Source organism: Pseudomonas sp. MF08817, assembly GCF_059862705.1.
This window is the reverse complement of sequence record NZ_JCBCUY010000001.1, coordinates 73286-88601: the sequence shown is the minus strand read 5'-3', so window position 1 is coordinate 88601 and position 15316 is coordinate 73286. Positions and strand designations below refer to the sequence as shown.

The window sequence follows — 15316 nt, the reverse complement described above, 5'->3', positions numbered from 1 at the left end:
ACGGGAACTTTTGCCGCGCCCAGGGGTACTCCCAGCCCGGGAGGGGCGTGGGAGTAGCCAGAGGGAGTAGCCGAGGAGGCGAGGGCGGTCAGTGCTTGGGTTTGTCGGGGGCCGAAGCCAGCTCATGCAAATGACGACGGGACAGGGCGAGAAAGCGCGGTGTGGGGCCGACATCTTCGTACAGCGGGTTGTCCTCCTCGTCGGTGGCCACCACCTGGGCGCCGCGCACGTACGGGAAGCTCGCTTCGAGTTCTTCCAGGGCGGCGCCGATCAGCTCGCCCAGCAGTTCTTCGGGGTGGCGCTTGGGGTACATCTCGGCAATCGCCGCCAGGCGTGCGGCGGCCTCGACGTCCAGGCGAATGGTGTAACCGGTGTCGGTCAGGCGGCCCTTGGCGTTTTCTTCCCAGTGCTGGGCCAGGTCTCGGATTTTCATGGCAACCTCAGTGATTGCCTGCTCGTGGCAGGCCGTAGTGAGTGGCAAGCCGCGATACGGCTCACAGTTGAGACTAGCCCTTGCCCACAAGGTTTAAAGAGTTTTCCTTTGCCCTGTTGTAGCAAGCGGGCTTGCCCGCGCTGGCGTGCGCAGCAGCCCTCATTCGGTGTCAGACAGATCGCGGTGACGGCCGCTACGCGCCCGAGCGCGGGCAAGCCCGCTTGCTACAAGGCTTGTAAGAACCCGGCAGCGGCGGCACTCTGGCGCCTTGTCCATCGCCCCCGAGCCTGCTGGAGAAACCGTAGATGACCGATATTGATGCGCGCCTGCGCGAAGACGTTCACCTGTTGGGTGAGCTGTTGGGCAACACCATCCGGGAACAGTACGGGGAAGGCTTTCTCGACAAGATCGAACAGATTCGTAAAAGCGCCAAGGCCGACCGCCGGGGCGCCGTGGACGCGCAACTGAGCGCCACCCTCGGCCAGTTGAGCGAAGACGAATTGCTGCCCGTAGCGCGGGCGTTCAACCAGTTCCTCAACCTGGCCAACATTGCCGAGCAGTATCAGTTGATCCACCGGCGCGACGACTCGCAACCGGCGCCGTTCGAGGACCGGGTGCTGCCCGAACTGCTCGCCCGCCTGCTGGCCGAAGGCCATGGCGCCGAGGCCCTGGCCCGGCAATTGGGGCGCCTGGACATCGAACTGGTGCTCACCGCCCACCCCACGGAAGTGGCGCGCCGCACCCTGATCCAGAAGTACGACGCCATCGCCTCCCAATTGGCCGCCCAGGATCACCGCGACCTGACCCGCGCCGAGCGCGAGCAGATCCACCAGCGCTTGCAGCGGTTGATCGCCGAGGCCTGGTACACCGAAGAAATCCGCCGCACCCGGCCCACCCCGGTGGACGAAGCCAAGTGGGGCTTTGCGGTGATCGAGCATTCGCTGTGGCACGCCATCCCCAATTCCCTGCGCAAAGCCGACCAGGCTCTGTTCGCCGCCACGGGCCTGCATTTACCCCTCGAGGCGGCGCCGATCCGTTTCGCCTCGTGGATGGGCGGCGACCGCGACGGCAACCCCAACGTCACGGCACCGGTGACCCGCGAAGTGCTGTTACTGGCGCGTTGGATGGCGGCGGATTTGTTCCTGCGCGACATCGAACACCTGGCCGCCGAGTTGTCCATGCAGCAGGCCAGCGATGAGCTGCGTGCCCGCGTGGGCGACAGCGCCGAACCCTACCGCACCCTGCTCAAGCAACTGCGCGATCGCTTGCGCGCCACCCGGCAATGGGCCCAGGCCTCGCTGGCCGAGAACGTGCCGGCGCCGGCCGAGGTGCTGCACAGCAACCGCGACCTGCGCGAGCCGCTGTTGCTTTGCTACCAATCCCTGCACCAATGCGGCATGGGCGTGATCGCCGACGGCCCGCTGCTCGACTGCCTGCGCCGCGCGGTGACCTTTGGCCTGTTTTTGGTACGCCTGGACGTGCGCCAGGATTCCTCGCGGCACACCGCGGCCATGACGGAGATCACCGACTACCTGGGCCTGGGCCGCTACGGCGACTGGAGCGAAGACGACCGCATCGCCTTTTTGCTGCGTGAACTGAGCAACCGCCGGCCCCTGCTGCCCGGCCACTTCAAACCGTCGGGCGAGACCGCCGAGGTGCTCGCCACCTGCCGGGAAATCGCCGCCGCGCCGGGGGCGTCCCTGGGCTCTTACGTGATTTCCATGGCCGGTGCGGCCTCCGATGTGTTGGCGGTGCAACTGCTGCTCAAGGAGGCCGGCGTACTGCGGCCGATGCGCGTGGTGCCGCTGTTCGAGACCCTAGCCGACCTGGACAACGCCGGGCCGGTGATCGAGAAACTGCTGCTGTTGCCGGGCTACCGCGCGCGCCTACAAGGGCCGCAGGAAGTGATGATCGGTTACTCCGACTCGGCCAAGGACGCCGGCACCACCGCCGCGGCCTGGGCGCAATACCGGGCCCAGGAACACCTGGTGGACATCTGCCGTGAGCAGCAAGTGGAACTGCTGTTGTTCCACGGCCGTGGCGGCACCGTCGGGCGTGGCGGCGGCCCGGCCCATGCGGCGATCCTGTCGCAGCCGCCGGGTTCGGTGGCGGGGCGTTTTCGCACCACCGAGCAGGGCGAGATGATCCGCTTCAAATTCGGCCTGCCGGACATCGCCGAGCAAAACCTCAACCTTTACCTGGCCGCCGTGCTGGAGGCGACCCTGCTGCCGCCTCCGCCGCCGCAGCCGGCCTGGCGCGGGCTGATGGACGAACTGGCCGCCGACGGCGTGGCCGCGTACCGCGCCGTGGTGCGCGAGAACCCGCAGTTTGTCGAGTATTTCCGCCAGTCCACCCCTGAGCAGGAACTGGGCCGTTTGCCCCTGGGCAGCCGCCCGGCCAAGCGCCGCGCCGGGGGCATTGAAAGCCTGCGGGCGATCCCGTGGATCTTCGGCTGGACCCAATCGCGCCTGATGCTGCCGGCGTGGCTGGGTTGGGAATCGGCCCTGAGCAAGGCCCTGGAGCGAGGCGAGGGCGAGTTGCTGGCACAGATGCGCGAACAGTGGCCGTTCTTTCGCACCCGCATCGACATGCTGGAGATGGTGTTGGCCAAGGCCGACGCGGATATCGCCCGCTCCTATGACGAGCGCCTGGTGGAGCCAGAGCTGCTGCCGTTGGGCGCGCATTTACGCGACCTATTGTCGCAGGCCTGCGCCGTGGTGCTGGGGCTGACCGGCCAGTCGCAACTCATGGCCCACAGCCCGGCGACGCTGGAATTCATCCGTTTGCGCAATACCTACCTGGACCCCTTGCACCTGCTGCAAGCTGAACTGCTGGCCCGTTCCCGGCAGCAGGAGACGGCCCAGGGCAGCCCCGTAGAACAGGCGCTGCTGGTGTCTGTAGCCGGAATCGCCGCCGGGTTGCGCAATACCGGCTGAGGAATCGGGAGTGGTGGTGGCGGGGCGCCCGGCGCGGGTTGCACGCCACCGCAACCGGCCATCGGCGGCGACTTCGTGGTCGGGTTGCGACTTGGCATACCCGCCCGCAAGAGCCACGGCGGCGGCGGTTCTTGCTACTTTCGGCGGCTTGTGTGGGCAGGGCCTGCTGTGTATCTTGAGCAGCCTTTGGCCGTTTGGGCGGCCACTACCCCCTTTTTCAGATTGGCCCCACGCGGCGAATCCGAGCGTTACTAAATAAAAAATTGAGGAGCACATCGATGCGCGTAATTCTGCTGGGAGCTCCCGGGGCCGGAAAAGGTACTCAGGCTAAGTTCATCACCGAAAAATTCAGCATTCCGCAGATCTCCACCGGCGACATGCTGCGTGCTGCGGTCAAGGCCGGCACCGAACTGGGCCTGATCGCCAAGAGCGTGATGGACAGCGGCGGCCTGGTGTCCGACGACCTCATCATCAACCTGGTCAAGGAACGCATCAGCCAGGCTGATTGCGCCAATGGTTTCCTGTTCGACGGCTTCCCGCGCACCATTCCCCAGGCTGAAGCCTTGGTGAAGGCTGGCGTCGAGCTGGACCACGTGGTGGAAATCGCCGTTGACGACGAAGAAATCGTCCAGCGCATCGCCGGTCGTCGTGTTCACGAGGCCAGCGGCCGCGTTTACCACACCATTTACAACCCGCCGAAAACCGAAGGCCAAGACGACGTTACCGGCGAGCCTTTGGTGCAGCGCAAGGACGACACCGAAGAAACCGTGCGTCATCGCCTCTCGGTCTACCATTCCCAGACCAAGCCGCTGGTGGAGTTCTACCAGAACCTGGCCGCCAGCCAGGGCAAACCCAAGTACAGCCACATCGCGGGCGTGGGTTCGGTCGAGGCCATTACCGGTAAAGTGCTTGAAGCACTGAGCTGATAAGCCTGATCGGCTTTATCGCCAACGGCCCGCTTGCGGGCCGTTGTTGTTTATACTGGCGCACTTTTTTCTCTGTGACGGAAACATCGATGAGCACCTTGCTGGCCCTGGACACCGCGACCGAAGCTTGCTCCGTCGCCTTGCTGCACGACGGCAAGGTGACGAGCCATTACGAGGTGATCCCGCGCCTGCATGCGCAAAAGCTGCTGCCGATGATCCAGCAATTGCTGGCCGAGGCGGGCACTACGCTGCAAGCGGTGGACGCCATTGCGTTCGGCCGCGGCCCAGGCGCCTTCACCGGTGTACGGATCGCCATAGGCGTGGTTCAGGGCCTGGCGTTCGCCTTGGAGCGCCCGGTGTTGCCGGTGTCCAACCTGGCGGTGCTGGCGCAGCGCGCCTTGCGCGAACACGGCGCCGTGCAAGTGGCGGCCGCCATCGATGCGCGCATGGACGAGGTGTACTGGGGTTGCTACCGCGCCATCGACGGCGAAATGCGCTTGGCCGGCAGCGAAGCGGTATTGCCACCGCAAGTGGCGGCATTGCCGGCTGACGCCAGTGGCGACTGGTTCGGCGCCGGCACCGGTTGGGGTTATGGCGAGCGCATTGGCGTCAGCCTGTGCGGCCAGGACGCGGCCATGCTGCCCCACGCCGAAGACCTGCTGACCCTGGCGCGTTTCGCCTGGGAACGGGGCGAAGCCGTCCCTGCCGACCAGGCCCAACCCGTGTACCTGCGCGACAAAGTGGCGACGCCCAAGGCCCGTTGAGCCGCGCAGCCCCGCCAATCGTCTGTTTTCCCGGCAATTTCCCTGCGGTTTTAAACCTTTTTGCCTTTCTGTGTTCTAGTTATCACTTGGGCATTTGCTTAGCGGCATGGGTGCCGCTAAATTGCCATCATTGATACCGGGCATGTGATTATGCGTATAGACGGCGTTTCATCCCAGGCGTACCCCATCAAACGCAAGCCGCGCAAGGCGAATGCGGTGGTGGACGAGGGTGTCGAAGACATCGTCGACGCCGAGATCGAACTGGCCGACACCCCAGTGTCGGTACGCGGTGAAGCCCGCACCGCCAACCTGCCCGCCCGCCAACAAGACATGATCTTCCCGCGCACCATGAGCAAAAGCGTGGCCACCGCCCTGGCCAGCTACCTGACCACCGCCGGTTTCGTCGATTGGGACATGGAAGTGCTGGGGCTCGACCTGCACATCTGATGCTGCCTTATTACCTCGGTTGCCCGTCCTGGAGCGAAAACGCCTGGCGCGAGTACCTGTACCCGCAAGATGCCCGCCCCGCACAGTTTCTCGAACTCTATAGCCAGGTCTTCAACGCGGTCGAAGGCAACACCACTTTCTATGCGCGCCCGGCCGCCAGCACCGTGCAACGCTGGGCCGAGACAATGCCCGCGCACTTTCGCTTCACCGCCAAGTTCCCCGGCGACATCAGCCACGGCGGCGACCTGCGCGAACAACTGAGCGCCGCCGAGACCTTCGTGCAACTGCTCGGCCCCTTGGGCGAGCGGGTGTCGCCGCTGTGGCTGCAATTGCCTGCCGCGTTTTCACCGCAGCGCCTGGGAGAATTGGCCGGATTCATTGATGGCCTTGAACGGCCCCTGGCGGTGGAAGTACGCCATCGCGACTTTTTCGCCAAGGGCGACGCCGAGCGCCAGCTCAATCGCTTGCTGCTGGACCGTGGCGTGGAGCGCATTTGCCTGGACCCGCGGGCACTGTTCAGTTGCACCAGCACCGCGCCTTCGGTCCTGCACGCCCAGGCGAAAAAACCCAAGGTGCCGCCGCGCCCGGCGGCGTTCACCCAGTTCCCACAGGTACGCTTCATCGGCCATCCGCAGTTGGAAGCCAACGATCCGTTCCTGGTGCCTTGGGTGGAAAAAATCGCCACCTGGATCGAAGAAGGGCGCACGCCGTATATCTTCCTGCACACCGCCGACAACCTGCTGGCGGCCAAACTGGCCCAACGCTTTCATAGCCAGTTGATGGCACGGTTGCCTGGCATGCCCGCGCTGCCTGAGTTATACAGAGAACCCGCCGCGGAGCAGCTTGGCCTGCTCTGACGAACCCGTCGAAGGAGCTCGCCATGGACCTGCCTAACCAAACCCAACGCGCCCATGGGTTCAAGGCCCTGCATGAGGCGCACGGGGTGTTTGTGATCCCCAACCCCTGGGACGCCGGCTCGGCGAAAATGCTCGCCAGCCTCGGCTACCAGGCCCTGGCCACCACCAGCGCCGGGTATGCCTTTTCCCAGGCGCGCCCGGACGGCGGCTTGAGCCTGAACGACACCCTGGAGAACGTCCGCGCCATCGTCGCGGCCAGCCCCTTGCCGGTGGCGGTGGATTTGGAAAACGGTTTCGCCGACGCGCCCCAGGCTTGCGCTCAAGCCATTCTGGCGGCAAGCGAGGCGGGTGCGGTGGGCGGCTCCATCGAAGACGCCACCGGGCGTGCGGGTGATCCTATTTACCCCTTCGACCTGGCGGTGCAGCGTATCGACGCCTGTGTCACGGCGGCGCGCAGCCTGCCGTTCCCGTTTTTGCTGACGGCCCGTGCGGAAAACTTCCTGCATGGCCGCCCGGATCTGGATGACACCATCCGCCGCTTGCAGGCCTTTGCCGAGGCTGGCGCCGACGTGCTCTACGCCCCGGGCCTGCGCACCCCGCAAGAGGTACTGGCGGTGGTGCGCGCGGTGGCGCCCAAACCGGTCAACGTGCTGATGTCCGGGGCGCTCAAGCTCAGCGTGACGCAGCTGGCCGAGATGGGCGTCAAGCGCATCAGTGTCGGTTCGTCCATGGCCCTGGCGGCCTACGGCGCATTTATGGCCGCTGCCCGGGAGATCCAGGAACACGGCACCTTCACCTACACCGACCGCTGCCTGCCTTACGCCCAGGCCAATCAACTGTTCAAGGGCTGACAAACGGTGCGAGTACTGAAAATCCTGCTACTGGCGGTTGTACTGCTGGGCGCCGCGTTGCTGGCGCTGTGGGCAGGCCTGCTGCCGGTGCCGCCAGCCTGGAACCCCTGGGCGCCGCTGGATGTGCGGGCCGCGCCGAACCTGCTGACCCGCTTCAAGTTGCTGCGCCTGCGCGATGACCCGGCGCTGTGTGACCAGGTGCTCAAGGACGCGGGCCTGCGGGTGGCACGGCAAAGCGACAGCCCCGCCGCCACGTGCCCGTTGACCAACACGGTGCGGGTGCAGGGCGGCCCGGTGGCCCTGAGCAGCAGTTTCCTGGCCAGTTGCCCGTTGGCGGTGGCCTTTGCCCTGTTCGACCGCCATGCCCTGCAACCGGCGGCGCACGCGGTGTATGGCCAGAGCGTGGCGCGGGTCGATCACCTCGGCAGTTTCGCCTGCCGCAACATGTACCACCGCCAAACTGGCGCCCTCAGCCAACACGCCCGGGCCAATGCCCTGGATATCGCCGGGTTTCGCCTGGCGGACGGGCGCGCCATCAATGTGCTCAAGGATTGGCCGGGGGAGGGCGCCGACGCGCAGTTCTTGCGGCGGGTGCACGAAGGCGCGTGTGGCCTGTTCAGCGTGGTGCTCGGCCCCGATTACAACGCGGCCCATCGCAACCACTTCCATCTGGACGTGGGGCCGTGGTGGGTGTGCCGTTAAGGGCGTAGCGCAGGTCAGGCGGCGAGGCGCAGGTTGTTCAGAATCAGCGGGCGCGCCCAGCCGATGTCGTAGTTGAGTTGCTTCTGCTGCTCGGCCAGTTCTTCGGCGGCGAAGGCCGGCGCCGGTTTGTCCAGCAACTCCAGTTCGAACTCGGCAATCGGCAGTAACAGCGGCCGTGGCTGAGGCGCCGGGCCGGGTTCTGGAATCGGTTGGCCGGCGTTGAGGACAATAGGGCGCACCCAGCCACTGTCGAAATTCTGCTGTTGCTGTTGGGCGACGATTTCGTCGTCCGGGTAGGGCGGCGCGGGTTTGTCCAGCAGCTCCACTTCAAACTCGGCAATGGGCAGGAACAGTGGCTCGGGCGGGCGGATTTCGGTGTCCTGCACGTCGCATTCGCGCTGGGTGAGGATGTGGCTGAGCAGGTCGGCGCCGGCGGTGGGTTCGAGGGGGCCCTCGATGTCCACCGGTTCCAGCGGCTTGATCGTATTCGTCGCGCTCCCTTGCTGCTCGGCCAGGGCCCGGGCAAAAAAATCTTGCCACAGGTGGCTGACGCCGCTCAGTGCTTGGGAGTTGCGTAGGCCGTAGTCGCCGTGGGGCGAGATAAAGCCTACGAATGTACTGGGAATAATCTCTGACATTTGTCTCGGTCGACGTTCAGCTCTGGCAAAATGCCCGATAGTTTTGTTATCGGCCGTTTTTGCCGATCATTAATTTTTTGGGCGTGTTTTCCATGATTGAACAACCCGCGGCCTGCCGCATCATCGTCCAGGCACTGGACGAGGCGTTCGCCGAACAGACCCGGCACTGGGCCGGCCAACTGGATTTACCCCTGGCCCTGGAGGACGCCGAGTTCGCCTTGCAGGTTGGCGCCCAGGGTTTGCAGCTGCAACAGCTGGGGCCAGACGCGCCGGGGCCGGTGCGGGTGGATTTCGTCGAGGGCGGCGCGGCCCATCGGCGTTTGTACGGCGGCGGCAGTGGGCAGATGATCGCCAAGGCCGTGGGTGTGGGCCAAGGCGTGCGCCCGCGGGTGCTGGACGCCACGGCGGGGCTGGGCAAGGACGCCTTCGTGCTGGCCAGCCTGGGCTGCGAGATGAGCCTGATCGAGCGCCAACCGTTGATCGGCGCCTTGCTGGAGGATGGCCTGGCCCGTGGCGCTGAGGATTTTGAGGTGGCGCCGATCGTTGCGCGCATGCGCCTGCTCAAGGGCAACTCGATCGACGTCATGGGCCACTGGGAAGGCGAACCGCCCCAGGTGATCTACCTGGACCCGATGTTCCCGCACCGTGAGAAAACCGCCCTGGTGAAGAAGGAAATGCGCCTGTTCCGCCCCTTGGTGGGCGACGACCCGGACGCCCCGGCCCTGCTGGCCGCCGCGCTGGCCCTGGCCAGCCACCGGGTGGTAGTCAAGCGCCCGCGCAAAGCGCCGTGCATCGCGGGGCCCAAGCCGAGCCATTCGCTGGACGGCAAATCCAGCCGCTACGACATCTACCCGAAAAAAGCCCTCAAACCCCAGCTGTTGTAGCAAGCGGCCGTCAGTCGAGGCGGTAGGCGCGCATGAACAGCGCAACGACGTCCTGCACGTGGGCCTCGGCCGCCGCGCCGACCACTGGCCCGCCGCAGCCCAGCAGCAGGCGAAAGTTCGCCGCGCCCTTGAGCAGGCAGAAGAAGTGCTCGGCCGCGACCCGTGGGCTGGCGATGCGCAGGGCGCCGATCTGATCGACTTTGGTCAGCAGCCGTTCCATGCCGTTGAGCACCCGTTGCGGCCCCGCCTCGAAGAAAATCTGCGGCAACTGGGGGTCTTGGCTGCCCAGGGCCATGATGAGGCGGTGCAGGTTGACCGAATCCTCGCCGTTAATCAGTTGGTGAAAGCCGCGAGCGATGTTCAACAGCACCTGTTCGATGGGCGCGCCGTCGGGCAATTCGAAAAACAGCGTAGGCAACTGCTCTTCGCACTTGGACATGACGGCGCACGACAGCAGCGTCTCCTTATCGTTGAAGTGGCTGTACACCGTGAGCTTCGACACACCGGCCTCTGCTGCCACCGCATCCATGCTGGTGTTGGCGTAGCCGTTGCTCAAAAACAGCTTTTTCGCCGCATCAAGGATGGCCTGGCGTTTGGCCAGGTCTTTGGGACGGCCGGGGCCGTTGGGGGCAGAAAGATTGTTCGACATTTTTCGCTTTATTACTGGACTGGTGAGTTTGCTATTAATAACATACCGGCAAGTATAATTATTCCTAGCACCATTAGCGAAAGGTCCTTCACCATGTTCCGCTATGTCCTGCCCCTTGCTTTGCCTGCCAGCCTGGCACTTTTTTTGTCTGCCTGCGGCCATGAAGAACCCGCACAAGTCGTGGTGCGCCCGGCCATGGTGGTTCAGCCAGAGCCTTCGGCCCAGGCCATGGACAGCTACCCCGGTGAGGTGAGGGCGCGCTACGAGCCGGACCTGGCGTTCCGCATCGGCGGCAAGGTCAGCCGACGGCTGGTAGATGAAGGCGAGCGGGTCAAGGCCAACCAGCCCCTGGCCGAACTCGACCCCCAGGACGTGCGCCTGCAACTGGAAGCCGCCCGCGCCCAGGTCGCGGCCGCCGAGGCCAACCTGAGCCTGGTGCGTGCCGAGCGCGACCGCTACAAGACCCTGATGGACCGGCAGATGGTCAGCCGCTCGCAATACGACAACGCCGAGAACCTCTACCGCTCCGGCGAGGCGCGCCTCAAGCAGATCAAGGCCGAATTCGACGTGTCCAACAACCAGGCCAGTTATGCGGTGCTGCGTGCGCCCCAGGACGGTGTGGTGGTGCGCCGCGCCGTGGAAGTCGGGCAAGTGGTGTCGGCCGGGCAAACGGTGTTCACCCTGGCCACCGATGGCGAGCGCGAAGTGCTGATTAGCCTGCCGGAGCAGAGTTTTGGCCGTTTCAAGGTCGGCCAGGACGTCTCGGTGCAGTTGTGGACCCAACCGGGCCAGGCGTTCGCCGGGCGCATCCGCGAGTTGTCGCCGTCGGCCGACCCCAAGTCGCGCACCTTCGCCGCGCGCATCACCTTCACCTCCGGCAAAGTCCCCGCCGAGTTGGGCCAGAGTGCCCGGGTGTCGATTCAGGGCGAAGGCGCGGTGCCACTCTCGGTGCCGCTGTCGGCGCTGACCGCAGAAAACGACCAGACCTACGTCTGGCGCGTGGACGCCAACAACGTACTCAAGCGCACCGCCGTGCGCGTCGGCCCGTTTGGCGAAAAAAGCGTGCCGGTGCTCGAAGGCCTGAACGCCAGCGATTGGGTGGTGGCAGCCGGGGTGCATGTGCTTCACGAGGGCCAGCAGGTGCGGCCCGTGGATCGCTCCAACCGCTCGGTTAACCTGGCGGCCAAGGAGTAGTCCTCGATGGGTTTCAATCTTTCCGCGTGGGCGTTGCGTAATCGCCAGATCGTACTGTTCCTGATGCTGTTGCTGGCGGTTGTTGGCGCCTTGTCCTACACCAAGTTGGGGCAAAGCGAAGACCCGCCGTTCACCTTCAAGGCCATGGTCATTCGTACCCAATGGCCCGGGGCCACGGCCGAGGAGGTTTCGCGCCAGGTTACCGAGCGCATTGAAAAGAAGCTGATGGAAACCGGCGAGTACGAGCGCATTGTCTCGTTCTCGCGCCCCGGCGAATCCCAGGTGACCTTCATGGCCCGCGACTCCATGCACTCGGTGCAGGTGCCGGAGCTGTGGTACCAGGTGCGCAAGAAGATCAGCGACATTCGCCACACCTTGCCGCCCGGTATCCAGGGGCCGTTTTTCAACGATGAATTCGGCACCACCTTCGGCAATATCTACGCCCTGACCGGCAGCGGTTTCGACTACGCGGTGCTCAAGGACTACGCCGACCGTATCCAGATCCAGCTGCAACGGGTCAAGGACATCGGCAAGGTCGAGCTGCTGGGCTTGCAGGACGAGAAGATCTGGATCGAGCTGTCCAACCTCAAACTCGCCACCCTCGGCCTGCCTTTGGCTGCGGTGCAGCAGGCCTTGCAGGAGCAGAACGCGGTGTCTACTGCCGGGTTTTTCGAGACCAGCAGCGAGCGTTTGCAGCTACGGGTGTCGGGGAATTTTCAGACGGTAGAAGAGATCAAATCCTTCCCGATCCGCGTGGGTGATCGCACGTTCCGCATCTCCGATGTGGCGGATGTGCGTCGCGGTTTCAACGACCCGCCCGCGCCGCGCATGCGCTTCATGGGCGAAGACGCCATTGGCCTGGCCGTGGCCATGAAAGAAGGCGGCGATATCCTGGTGCTGGGCAAGGCGCTGGAAGTGGAGTTCGCCCGCGTCCAGAAAAACCTCCCTGCCGGCATGGAGTTGCGCAAGGTTTCCGACCAACCGGCAGCGGTGAAGACCGGCGTCGGCGAGTTCGTGCGGGTGCTGGTGGAGGCCCTGGTGATCGTGCTGCTGGTGAGCTTCTTCTCCCTCGGCGTGCGTACCGGCATGGTGGTGGCCCTGGCGATTCCGCTGGTGTTGGCCATGACCTTTGCCAGCATGTATTACCTGGGCATCGGCCTGCACAAGATCTCCCTCGGTGCTCTGGTGCTGGCGTTGGGCCTGCTGGTGGACGACGCGATCATTGCGGTCGAGATGATGGCCATCAAGATGGAGCAGGGCTACGACCGCATCAAGGCCGCCAGCTACGCCTGGACCAGCACCGCGTTCCCTATGCTCACCGGCACCCTGATTACCGCGGCTGGGTTCCTGCCGATTGCCACCGCGCAGTCCGGCACCGGCGAGTACACCCGTTCGATTTTCCAGGTGGTGACCATCGCGCTGCTGGCCTCCTGGGTCGCGGCCGTGGTGTTCGTGCCGTACCTGGGCGAGAAGCTGCTGCCAGACCTGGCCAAGCTGCACGCCGCCAAGCACGGCACCACCGATGGCGCCACCGACCCTTACGGCACGCCGTTTTACCAGCGCGTGCGGCGGGTGGTGGAGTGGTGCGTGCGCCGGCGTAAAACGGTGATCGGCCTGACTATCGTGTTGTTCGTCGCCTCGGTGGTGCTGTTCCGCTTCGTGCCCCAGCAGTTCTTCCCGGCCTCCGGGCGGCTGGAGCTGATGGTCGACCTGAAACTGGCCGAGGGCGTGTCCCTGAGCAACACCGCCGAGCAGGTCAAGCGCCTGGAAGCCTTGCTCAAGGACCACGCCGGCATCGACAACTATGTGGCCTACGTGGGCACCGGTTCGCCGCGTTTCTACCTGCCCCTGGACCAACAACTGCCGGCGGCGAGCTTCGCCCAGTTCGTGGTGCTGGCCAAGACCATCGAAGACCGCGAAAGCCTGCGCACCTGGCTGATCGAGACCCTCAACGAGCAGTTCCCGATGATGCGCTCGCGGGTTACGCGCCTGGAAAACGGCCCGCCCGTGGGCTACCCGGTGCAGTTCCGGGTGACCGGCGAGCACATCGAAGAGGTGCGCGCCCTGGCCCGCAAAGTGGCGGCCAAGGTGCGCGAGAACCCCCATGTGGTCAATGTGCACCTGGATTGGGAAGAACCGAGCAAAGTGGTGTACCTCAACATCGACCAGGACCGCGCCCGCGCCCTGGGCGTGAGCACCGCCAACTTGGCCAAGTTCCTGCAAAGCTCGCTCACCGGGTCGGCCGTCAGCCAATACCGCGAAGACAACGAGTTGATCGAGATCCTGCTGCGCGGCACCGTTCACGAACGCACTGAGCTGTCGTTGCTGCCAAGCCTGGCGGTGCCCACCGATAACGGCAAAAGCGTGGCGCTGTCGCAGATCGCCACCCTGGAGTACGGCTTCGAGGAAGGCATCATCTGGCACCGCAACCGCTTGCCCAACGTCACGGTGCGCGCCGATATCTACGACAAAGAGCAACCGGCCACCCTGGTCAAGCAGATCCTGCCGACCCTGGAGCCGATCCGCGCCGAACTGCCAGATGGCTATTTGCTGGACGTGGGTGGCACGGTGGAAGACTCCACCCGTGGGCAGAACTCGGTGAAGGCCGGCGTGCCGCTGTTCATCGTGGTGGTGCTGACCCTGCTGATGCTGCAACTGCGCAGCTTCTCGCGCACCTTCATGGTGTTCTTGACCGCGCCATTGGGGTTGATCGGGGTGACGTTGTTCCTGATGGTGTTCCGCCAGCCGTTCGGCTTCGTGGCCATGTTGGGCACCATCGCGTTGTCGGGGATGATTATGCGTAACTCGGTGATCCTGGTGGACCAGATCGAGCAGGACATCAAGGCCGGGTTGCGCCCATGGCAAGCCATCATCGAAGCCACGGTGCGGCGTTTCCGCCCCATCGTGCTTACCGCCCTGGCGGCGGTGCTGGCGATGATCCCGCTGTCACGCAGCGTGTTCTTCGGGCCGATGGCAGTGGCCATCATGGGTGGCCTGATCGTCGCCACGGCCCTGACCCTGCTGTTTTTGCCAGCGCTGTATGCGGCGTGGTTCAGGGTCAAGAAGGAAGCCGCCTAAAGGCCGCAGGCCCTTGTGGTAGCCACCTCTGTGGGGCGGGCTTGCTCGCGATAGCGATCTGATAGCCGACAGGGATGTTGGCTGTGCTGCCGCCATCGCGGGCAGCGCCCGCCCCACAGTTGAACTGTGGGGCGGGTGGCTCTGTGGGAGCGAGCCTGCTCGCGATGGCGGCACGCAGTGGCGGTGACGAATGGTAGGGCTAAGACAGTTGCTCCCACAGTTGCCCCTTCATTTTCCTCAAGGCTTTACAGCGTCCCAAACACCTTCTTCGCCAAACTAGTGGCAGCGGCCGCCGGGTTTTGGCGGATGTTGGCTTCTTGCTTGCCGATCATCTCGAACAAGCCGTTGAGGGCCTGTTCGGTCACGTAGCCTTCGATATTCGCGCTCTTGGCGTCCAGCACGCCCAGGGTCGCGGCTTGCCCGGCAAAGGCGTTGTACTGCTGCGCCAGGCCCACTTTGTCGGTGGCTTGCTTGACGATGGGCAGGAACTTGGCGCGGATCTGCTCGCGGCTGGTCTTGCTCAGGTATTGGGTGGCCGAGTCTTCGCCGCCGCTGAGGATGCCCTTGGCGTCGTCCACGGTCATCTTCTTCACCGCGTCCACCAGCAGCGCCTGGGCCTGCGGCACAGCGGCTTCGGCGGCTTTGTTCATGCTGGTTTCCAGTTCGTCGACCTGGGCGCCCATGCCGAACTGCTTCATTTTCTTGGCGACCTTGCCCAGTTTGCCCGGCAGTTCGATTTTCACTTCGGGGTTATTGCTAAAGCCCCCGGGTGCGCCCAATTGCTTGACGGCGATTTGCGCGCCCTGGGTCAAGGCGTCCTTGAGCCCGCCGGTGGCGTCTTTTTGCGACAGGTCGCTCAGGGACAAGGCCAGCGCACTGGCGCTGACCAACAGGCCAGCACACAGGCCGGCAAAACGAAGGGAGGGACGGAGCATGGCGGTTTCCTTGGGCGGCAGG

Annotated in this window: 14 protein-coding genes; 10 read left to right on the top strand and 4 right to left on the bottom strand. The window is 64.8% G+C overall.

Annotated elements, in window-relative coordinates; translation table 11 throughout:
* Positions 1-88 precede the first annotated feature (88 nt).
* Positions 89-433 carry a pilin assembly protein gene (locus tag AC19YR_RS00405; protein WP_095108109.1) on the bottom strand — a complete coding sequence of 115 codons (345 nt, stop codon included), beginning with the start codon at positions 431-433 and terminating at the stop codon, positions 89-91.
* 305 nt (positions 434-738) lie between these two features.
* Between AC19YR_RS00405 and ppc the strand changes: the two genes are divergently transcribed.
* The 7 genes from ppc (at position 739) to AC19YR_RS00370 (ending at position 7916) form a co-directional block, all read left to right on the top strand.
* Positions 739-3369, top strand: a complete 2631-nt coding sequence (gene ppc, locus AC19YR_RS00400) for a phosphoenolpyruvate carboxylase (RefSeq protein ID WP_095108110.1) — start codon at positions 739-741, stop codon at positions 3367-3369.
* Positions 3370-3647: 278 nt separating this feature from the next.
* On the top strand, positions 3648-4295 hold the full coding sequence (adk, locus tag AC19YR_RS00395; protein WP_095108111.1) for an adenylate kinase: 648 nt from the start codon (positions 3648-3650) through the stop codon (positions 4293-4295).
* Between the two features lie 89 nt (positions 4296-4384).
* Positions 4385-5059 carry a tRNA (adenosine(37)-N6)-threonylcarbamoyltransferase complex dimerization subunit type 1 TsaB gene (tsaB, locus tag AC19YR_RS00390; protein WP_095108112.1) on the top strand — a complete coding sequence of 225 codons (675 nt, stop codon included), beginning with the start codon at positions 4385-4387 and terminating at the stop codon, positions 5057-5059.
* Between the two features lie 150 nt (positions 5060-5209).
* Positions 5210-5506 (top strand): hypothetical protein, encoded by a 297-nt coding sequence (locus AC19YR_RS00385; protein ID WP_500596727.1) that lies wholly within the window; start codon positions 5210-5212, stop codon positions 5504-5506.
* Positions 5503-6363, top strand: a complete 861-nt coding sequence (locus AC19YR_RS00380) for a DUF72 domain-containing protein (RefSeq protein WP_095108113.1) — start codon at positions 5503-5505, stop codon at positions 6361-6363. The genes AC19YR_RS00385 and AC19YR_RS00380 overlap by 4 nt, the downstream gene beginning before the upstream one ends.
* 29 nt (positions 6364-6392) lie before the next feature.
* The gene (locus AC19YR_RS00375) at positions 6393-7214 is read left to right on the top strand and encodes an isocitrate lyase/PEP mutase family protein (protein WP_500596859.1); all 822 of its coding nucleotides are present in this window, start codon (positions 6393-6395) and stop codon (positions 7212-7214) included.
* 6 nt (positions 7215-7220) lie between these two features.
* Entirely contained in the window at positions 7221-7916 is a 696-nt protein-coding gene (locus AC19YR_RS00370; RefSeq protein WP_095108115.1) for an extensin-like domain-containing protein, read from the top strand.
* A 14-nt stretch (positions 7917-7930) separates the two neighbouring features.
* Here AC19YR_RS00370 and AC19YR_RS00365 read toward each other — a convergent pair whose 3' ends face one another.
* Positions 7931-8554, bottom strand: a complete 624-nt coding sequence (locus tag AC19YR_RS00365) for an energy transducer TonB (RefSeq protein ID WP_095108116.1) — start codon at positions 8552-8554, stop codon at positions 7931-7933.
* Between the two features lie 92 nt (positions 8555-8646).
* Here AC19YR_RS00365 and AC19YR_RS00360 point away from each other — a divergent pair, with 92 nt between their 5' ends.
* The gene (locus AC19YR_RS00360; protein WP_500596725.1) at positions 8647-9438 is read left to right on the top strand and encodes a class I SAM-dependent methyltransferase; all 792 of its coding nucleotides are present in this window, start codon (positions 8647-8649) and stop codon (positions 9436-9438) included.
* A 10-nt stretch (positions 9439-9448) separates the two neighbouring features.
* On the opposite strand, the gene AC19YR_RS00355 is transcribed toward AC19YR_RS00360, so the two are convergent.
* Positions 9449-10087 (bottom strand): TetR/AcrR family transcriptional regulator, encoded by a 639-nt coding sequence (locus AC19YR_RS00355; protein ID WP_500596723.1) that lies wholly within the window; start codon positions 10085-10087, stop codon positions 9449-9451.
* Between the two features lie 93 nt (positions 10088-10180).
* Here AC19YR_RS00355 and AC19YR_RS00350 point away from each other — a divergent pair, with 93 nt between their 5' ends.
* Positions 10181-11281, top strand: a complete 1101-nt coding sequence (locus tag AC19YR_RS00350) for an efflux RND transporter periplasmic adaptor subunit (protein WP_095108118.1) — start codon at positions 10181-10183, stop codon at positions 11279-11281.
* A 6-nt stretch (positions 11282-11287) separates the two neighbouring features.
* Complete coding sequence (locus tag AC19YR_RS00345) at positions 11288-14359, top strand: efflux RND transporter permease subunit (protein ID WP_095108119.1); 3072 nt, start codon at positions 11288-11290, stop codon at positions 14357-14359.
* A gap of 245 nt (positions 14360-14604) precedes the next feature.
* Here the strand turns inward: AC19YR_RS00345 and AC19YR_RS00340 are convergent, their stop codons facing one another.
* A complete protein-coding gene (locus AC19YR_RS00340; RefSeq protein ID WP_095108120.1) occupies positions 14605-15294 on the bottom strand; it encodes a DUF4197 domain-containing protein in 690 nt (229 codons plus the stop codon).
* Positions 15295-15316 lie beyond the last annotated feature (22 nt).